This is a genomic window from Planktotalea sp., from assembly GCF_039984035.1.
In the GTDB taxonomy this organism is placed as follows: Bacteria; Pseudomonadota; Alphaproteobacteria; order Rhodobacterales; family Rhodobacteraceae; genus Planktotalea.
Map to the genome: position 1 here is coordinate 1 of NZ_JBDWVM010000052.1, position 5,845 is coordinate 5,845.

At 55.3% G+C, this 5,845-nt stretch carries 8 protein-coding genes; 6 read left to right on the top strand and 2 right to left on the bottom strand.

The features are described from left to right. Positions 1–98: 98 nt before the first annotated feature. Positions 99–779, bottom strand: a complete 681-nt coding sequence (locus ABJQ89_RS02300) for an ABC transporter ATP-binding protein (protein ID WP_348494657.1) — start codon at positions 777–779, stop codon at positions 99–101. 15 nt (positions 780–794) lie between these two features. On the opposite strand from ABJQ89_RS02300, the gene ABJQ89_RS02305 reads away from it, so the two are divergent. After that, positions 795–1,502 carry an arylesterase gene (locus tag ABJQ89_RS02305; protein ID WP_348494658.1) on the top strand — a complete coding sequence of 236 codons (708 nt, stop codon included), beginning with the start codon at positions 795–797 and terminating at the stop codon, positions 1,500–1,502. On the opposite strand, the gene ABJQ89_RS02310 is transcribed toward ABJQ89_RS02305, so the two are convergent. Further along, on the bottom strand, positions 1,472–2,098 hold the full coding sequence (locus ABJQ89_RS02310; RefSeq protein WP_348494659.1) for a TetR family transcriptional regulator C-terminal domain-containing protein: 627 nt from the start codon (positions 2,096–2,098) through the stop codon (positions 1,472–1,474). The genes ABJQ89_RS02305 and ABJQ89_RS02310 overlap by 31 nt on opposite strands. A 196-nt stretch (positions 2,099–2,294) precedes the next feature. Between ABJQ89_RS02310 and ABJQ89_RS02315 the strand changes: the two genes are divergently transcribed. The 5 genes from ABJQ89_RS02315 to ABJQ89_RS02335 form a co-directional block, all read left to right on the top strand. Beyond that, a complete protein-coding gene (locus tag ABJQ89_RS02315) occupies positions 2,295–3,551 on the top strand; it encodes a Zn-dependent hydrolase (protein WP_348494660.1) in 1,257 nt (418 codons plus the stop codon). After that, positions 3,548–3,787: a hypothetical protein gene (locus ABJQ89_RS02320; RefSeq protein WP_348494661.1), complete on the top strand. Its 240-nt coding sequence runs from the start codon at positions 3,548–3,550 to the stop codon at positions 3,785–3,787. The genes ABJQ89_RS02315 and ABJQ89_RS02320 overlap by 4 nt, the downstream gene beginning before the upstream one ends. Beyond that, on the top strand, positions 3,775–4,026 hold the full coding sequence (locus ABJQ89_RS02325) for a hypothetical protein (protein WP_348494662.1): 252 nt from the start codon (positions 3,775–3,777) through the stop codon (positions 4,024–4,026). The genes ABJQ89_RS02320 and ABJQ89_RS02325 overlap by 13 nt, the downstream gene beginning before the upstream one ends. 21 nt (positions 4,027–4,047) lie before the next feature. Further along, the gene (hydA, locus tag ABJQ89_RS02330; RefSeq protein ID WP_348494663.1) at positions 4,048–5,511 is read left to right on the top strand and encodes a dihydropyrimidinase; all 1,464 of its coding nucleotides are present in this window, start codon (positions 4,048–4,050) and stop codon (positions 5,509–5,511) included. A 15-nt stretch (positions 5,512–5,526) separates the two neighbouring features. Continuing rightward, the coding region (locus ABJQ89_RS02335) for an ATP-binding cassette domain-containing protein (RefSeq protein WP_348494664.1) at positions 5,527–5,845 on the top strand (319 nt) is incomplete at its 3' end.

Genomic DNA, 5,845 nt, shown 5'->3' on the forward strand with positions numbered 1-5,845 from the left:
CGCGGCCACGCCAAGCGCAAGGCATGCAAGGAAAATGCGAAAGCCTTTCAGCCCCCCGCGCAATTCCCGCCGCGCGAATGTGCTCGCTTGGCGCAAGCTCATTGCGGCGCACTTTCGATACGCCCATCGCGCAATCGCACGACATCATCACAGCGCGTGGCAAGCGTGTTGGAATGGGTCACCAACACCAGCGTCGATCCATCGCGCGCCTGCAGTTCAAACAGCAAATCCATCACCGCAGTCCCGTTGCTCTCATCCAGATTGCCCGTCGGTTCATCCGCGAGCAAAATTTCAGGGCGCACCACCAAGGCGCGCGCCAGTGCAACGCGTTGTTGCTCACCGCCTGACATTTGGCTGGGATAGTGGCCGCTGCGATGGCTCAAGCCCACGGTCTCAAGTTCTGCGCGCGCTTTTTCAAACGCATCGCGATCCCCTGACAATTCCAATGGCGTTGCAACATTTTCCAAGGCCGTCATCGTCGGGATCAAATGAAACGACTGAAACACAACGCCCATGGACTTGCGGCGAAAGCGTGCCAGCGCATCTTCATTCATGCTGGTCAAATCTTGGCCCAAAACCTCCACGCGCCCACCGCTCGCGCGCTCCAACCCGCCCATGAGCATCAAGAGCGACGACTTGCCCGATCCAGAAGGCCCAACAAGAGCAATCGAACGTCCGTTTTCGACGTCCAAATCGATCCCATGCAAAATATCTACGCGGCCGGCATTGCCATCCAGTGAAAGCTGCACATCTTTAAGGGAGAGAACAGGTATCGGCATAGGGGCGCGTCCAAAATGGGGAATATACGGTTTGCATATGGGGCCTTGGCGCGGATCAGCAAGGTAATTGCGCCAATTGTAACGATATTTTCACTCGCCATGCCATTGCGCGCCGAAACAGTGACGCTCGTAGCCTTTGGCGACAGCCTCACGCAGGGCTATGGATTGCTCCCCGAGGACGGGTTTGTGCCGCAAATGCAGGCTTGGTTAACAGAGCAGGGCGCAGACGTGCGTCTGATCAATGCGGGCGTCTCAGGTGACACAACAGCAGGCGGCGCCGCGCGCATTGCTTGGACCTTGACTGATGATGTGCAAGGCATCGCCGTAGCGCTTGGCGGTAATGACCTTCTGCGGGGTCTCGCCCCCGATCAAGCACGCCAAAACATGACTGCAATCGTGCAGACAGCCAAAACTAAAAGCTTGCCCGTATTGCTGATCGGGATGAGCGCACCGGGCAACTATGGCGCTGAGTACAAAGCGCAATTCGACGCGATTTATCCTGACCTCAGTGCAGAGTACGAAGCGCTTCTTGCGCCCAGCTTCTTCCTTGGCTTTCAAACAGATGACAGCGATCCTGATCCTGCGCATGTCCAGAAATGGATGCAGGGCGATGGGATTCACCCCAACGCGGTAGGCGTCAAACGGATCGTCGAGGCGCTTGGTCCCTTCTACTTAGACCTGCTGAAACAGGCTCAAGGCGTTAGTAACTTAGAGAAAAGCTGATTGAGAAATTCGCGCGCACCGTCCTCGCGCTTTTGTTGTTCCGGCATCAAAACAACCGTTTGCGCGGCCATATCTGCGTAGTGCTGCGTCGTCGCCCAAATCGAGCAAATTAAATGGGCAGGATCGGATTTCGCAATCTTGCCATCCTCCATCCAGCGTAAAATAACGGCAGCCCGATCATCAAACAACGGCTTCAGGTCCGCAATCAGATAGGGTTCCATCCGCGGTGCACCTTGCAAAATCTCATTGGTAAACAACCGCCCTTCGCGGGGCAGCTCAATTGCCATATCTAGCTTGTGATTGACGTAACTGAGGATTTCCTCAATCGGATCACCCTCAGGGTCCATGTCCTTCAACGGATCAAGCCAGGTCTCCATCATACGGTTCAACAGTGTGACGTGAATCTCTTCTTTGCCACTGAAATAATAGAGAATATTGGGTTTGCTCAATCCCGCCTCGCGCGCGATCTGATCCAAAGTCGCCCCGCGATACCCATGCGTGGAAAACACATTTAGCGCGGCATCTAGGATTCGCGTGCGATTGCGCTGCTGAATGCGGCTTGGGGCTTTCTTCGGGGCAGGATCGTTGTCAGTCACGAGATATGGGTCCGTTCTCGGGTTGCTTAGGAATTGGGCGTTTTCTCTGCGTAGCTGAAATGCGCGGCAATGTCTTGCAAGTCAATCCTTGACAGAGCTGACATGCATTGCAATCGTGTCTTTACCAAATGGTAAAAAAGCGGTCCGCACGAAGGGCACCATCACGCCAGCAAACCGCCAGCGAAAGGGACATAAAATGGCTGCACCAGGAGAGAACCTGAAAATCAATGGGGATCGGCTCTGGGATAGCCTGATGGAGATGGCCAAGATCGGCCCTGGTATTGCGGGTGGCAACAACCGTCAAACGCTGACAGACGAAGACGCCGAAGGGCGCGCTCTCTTTCAAAAGTGGTGCGAGGATGTGGGCTGCTCTATGGGCCTTGATAGCATGGGCAATATGTTTGCCGAGCTGCCGGGCACCGATCCTGATGCGCTACCGGTCTACGTCGGTTCGCACCTCGATACCCAACCTACGGGTGGCAAATATGATGGCGTTCTCGGCGTGTTGGGTGGCCTAGAAGTGCTGCGCACGATGAAAGACCTCGGCATCAAAACCAAACATCCGATCGTTGTGACCAACTGGACCAACGAGGAAGGCACACGCTACGCGCCTGCAATGCTCGCATCTGGCGTATTCGCCGGCGTTCATACTGAAGATTGGGCCTATGCTCGGACCGATGCCGAAGGAAAATCCTTCGGCTCTGAACTCGAGCGCATTGGTTGGAAGGGCGACGAACCCGTCGGCGCGCGCAAAGACAAAATGCACGCCTTTTTTGAACTACACATCGAACAAGGGCCAATCCTTGAGGCCGAAAAGAAAGACATCGGCGTTGTCACCCACGGTCAGGGCTTGAGCTGGACGCAAGTCACAGTGACTGGCAAAGATAGCCACACAGGTTCAACCCCCATGCCCATGCGCAAAAACGCAGGCCTCGGCATGGCGCGCATCTTGGACAAGGTGGATGAAATCGCATGGTCCCACAAACCCCACGCTGTCGGCGCGGCTGGGCACATCGACGTTTATCCCAACTCACGCAACGTGATCCCGGGCAAGGTGGTCTTCACCATTGATTTCCGTTCGCCTGATTTAGCGGTGATCGAAGATATGGAAGCGCGCCTGCGCGTGGAAGCGCAGAAGATTTGTGACGACATGGGCCTGAGCATTGAATTTGAAAAGGTCGGTGGCTTTGACCCCGTGACCTTTGATGAGACCTGCGTCAGCGCTGTACGATCAGCTGCCGAACGCCTTGGCTACTCCCACATGAACCTGATTTCGGGTGCAGGGCACGATGCCTGTTGGATCAACAAATGCGCGCCAACCGCGATGGTGATGTGCCCTTGCGTTGATGGGCTGTCCCATAATGAGGCCGAAGAAATATCCAAAGAATGGGCAACCGCAGGTGCAGACGTTTTGATGCATGCTGTGCTCGAAACTGCGGAGATTGTTGAATGAAAACCGTAGCTCTGACATTGGGTCTAACGCTTATCGCAACCACAGTCGCAGCGCAGGAATTCCATCGTTGGAGCGGCGCATTGCCAGCCTTGGTCGAACAAAACCTACCTGCTGATGTACCAGCCTCTGATGTTCTCGTGAAAGACGGCTGTTTTTATTACCTCTATGAGGGCAAGGCTTACAAAATGACCCAATCTTCCGGCGGTGCTAAAGGTCTTCCAATATGCATCGGTTAGGGACGATCTCTGCACTGGCCGAAGGCATTGCGCCTGCCCGTTGTATTAAAGCGGAAGATGGATTTACTCCAGCTCCGGTATCGCTGTTGCAAAGTATTGAGTACCATTCCTCCCATGACTTACGCGGCGATCAAATCTGGGCGCGCGACGGTTGCGAGGACAACGACTACGTCATCTACAATCAAGGGATGACGCCTGTAACTGATATTGAGGGCAACTCTGTTTGCCCGACCAAATGAAGTGATCTGAAAGGAAATTCCATGAGCACGAAAGTCATCAAAGGCGGCATGGTCTGCACGGCGGATCGCACCTACAAAGCAGATGTTTTGATCGAAGGCGAAGTGATTAAACAAATCGGCGAAGACCTTAAAGGCGACGAATATATCGACGCGGAAGGCGCCTATGTCATCCCGGGTGGTATCGATCCGCACACACATCTTGAGATGCCATTCATGGGCACCACCGCCGCCGAAACCTTTGAGACCGGCACATGGGCCGCCGCGACGGGCGGCACCACGATGATCGTTGATTTCTGCCTTCCGGGTGAAGACGGCGATCTCAAGAACGCGATCAATGAATGGCACCGCAAAAGCGCACCGCAGATTTGCTCTGACGTGGGCTATCACATGGCGATCACGGGCTGGGACGAAAACGTCTTCAACGGTATGAAAGATGCCGTTGATATGGGCGTGAACTCCTTCAAACACTTCATGGCCTACAAGGGCGCGCTTATGATTGAGGACGATGAAATGTTCGCCTCTTTCAAACGCTGCCGCGAGCTCGGTGCATTGCCAATGGTGCATGCCGAAAACGGCGATCTCGTCGCGGAAATGCAGCAGAAATATTTCGACGAGGGCATCACAGGCCCCGAAGGTCACGCCTATTCGCGTCCGCCCGAGTTTGAGGGCGAAGCTGCCAACCGCGCGATCACCATCGCCGATTGCGCAGGCACACCGCTCTACATCGTGCATGTGTCGTGTGAGCAAGCCCACGAAGCCATCCGCCGCGCCCGCCAAAAAGGCATGCGCGTTTATGGTGAGCCACTAATTCAATTCCTGACGCTGGATGAGAGCGAATATTTCAACAAAGATTGGGACCACGCCGCGCGCCGTGTGATGTCGCCGCCTTTCCGCAACAAGGAACATCAGGACAGTCTCTGGGCAGGTCTGCAAGCGGGATCACTGCAAGTGGTAGCAACCGATCATGCGGCCTTCACGACTGAGCAAAAACGCGCAGGCCGCGATGATTTCCGCATCATCCCGAATGGCTCGAACGGCCTTGAGGAACGCCTTGCCGTGCTCTGGACCGAGGGCGTTGAAACTGGCCGCCTTACACCGAATGAATTCGTCGCGGCGACCTCCACCAACGTGGCGAAAATCCTCAACATCTACCCCAAGAAGGGCGCAATCGTGGAAGGCGCAGATGCGGATATCGTTGTTTGGGATCCGAAGATCAGCAAAACCATCAGCCCCACGAACCATCACTCGATCCTTGATTACAACGTGTTCGAAGGCTTCGACGTGAAGGCCCAAGCGCGCTACACCCTCAGCCGCGGTGACGTGATCTGGGCATGGGGTCAGAACAGTCAGCCCAATCCGGGCCGTGGCCGTTTCGTGCCGCGTCCTGCCTTTGCTGCGCCAAACGTTGCGCTGTCCAAATGGAAAGAGTTGAACTCGCCTAAAATGATCCAACGCGATCCTATGAATATTCCGGCTGGAATCTAAAACAGGGCCAATACCTTGAGCAATAATACTATCATCAGCGCTAAGGATCTTAGCCTGACATTCCAGACCAACGACGGGCCAGTGCATGCGCTCAAGGATGTGTCGTTGGACATCGAAAAGGGCGATTTCGTCAGTTTCATCGGACCATCCGGCTGTGGCAAAACGACGTTTTTGCGCGTCATGGCCGATCTGGAAACGCCCACCGCTGGCAGTGTCACGGTCAATGGTGTCAGCCCAGAGGAGGCCCGCCGCGCGCGCGCCTATGGCTATGTGTTTCAGGCGGCTGGTCTTTACCCGTGGCGCACGATTGGCGGTAACATCCGCTTGCCGCTGG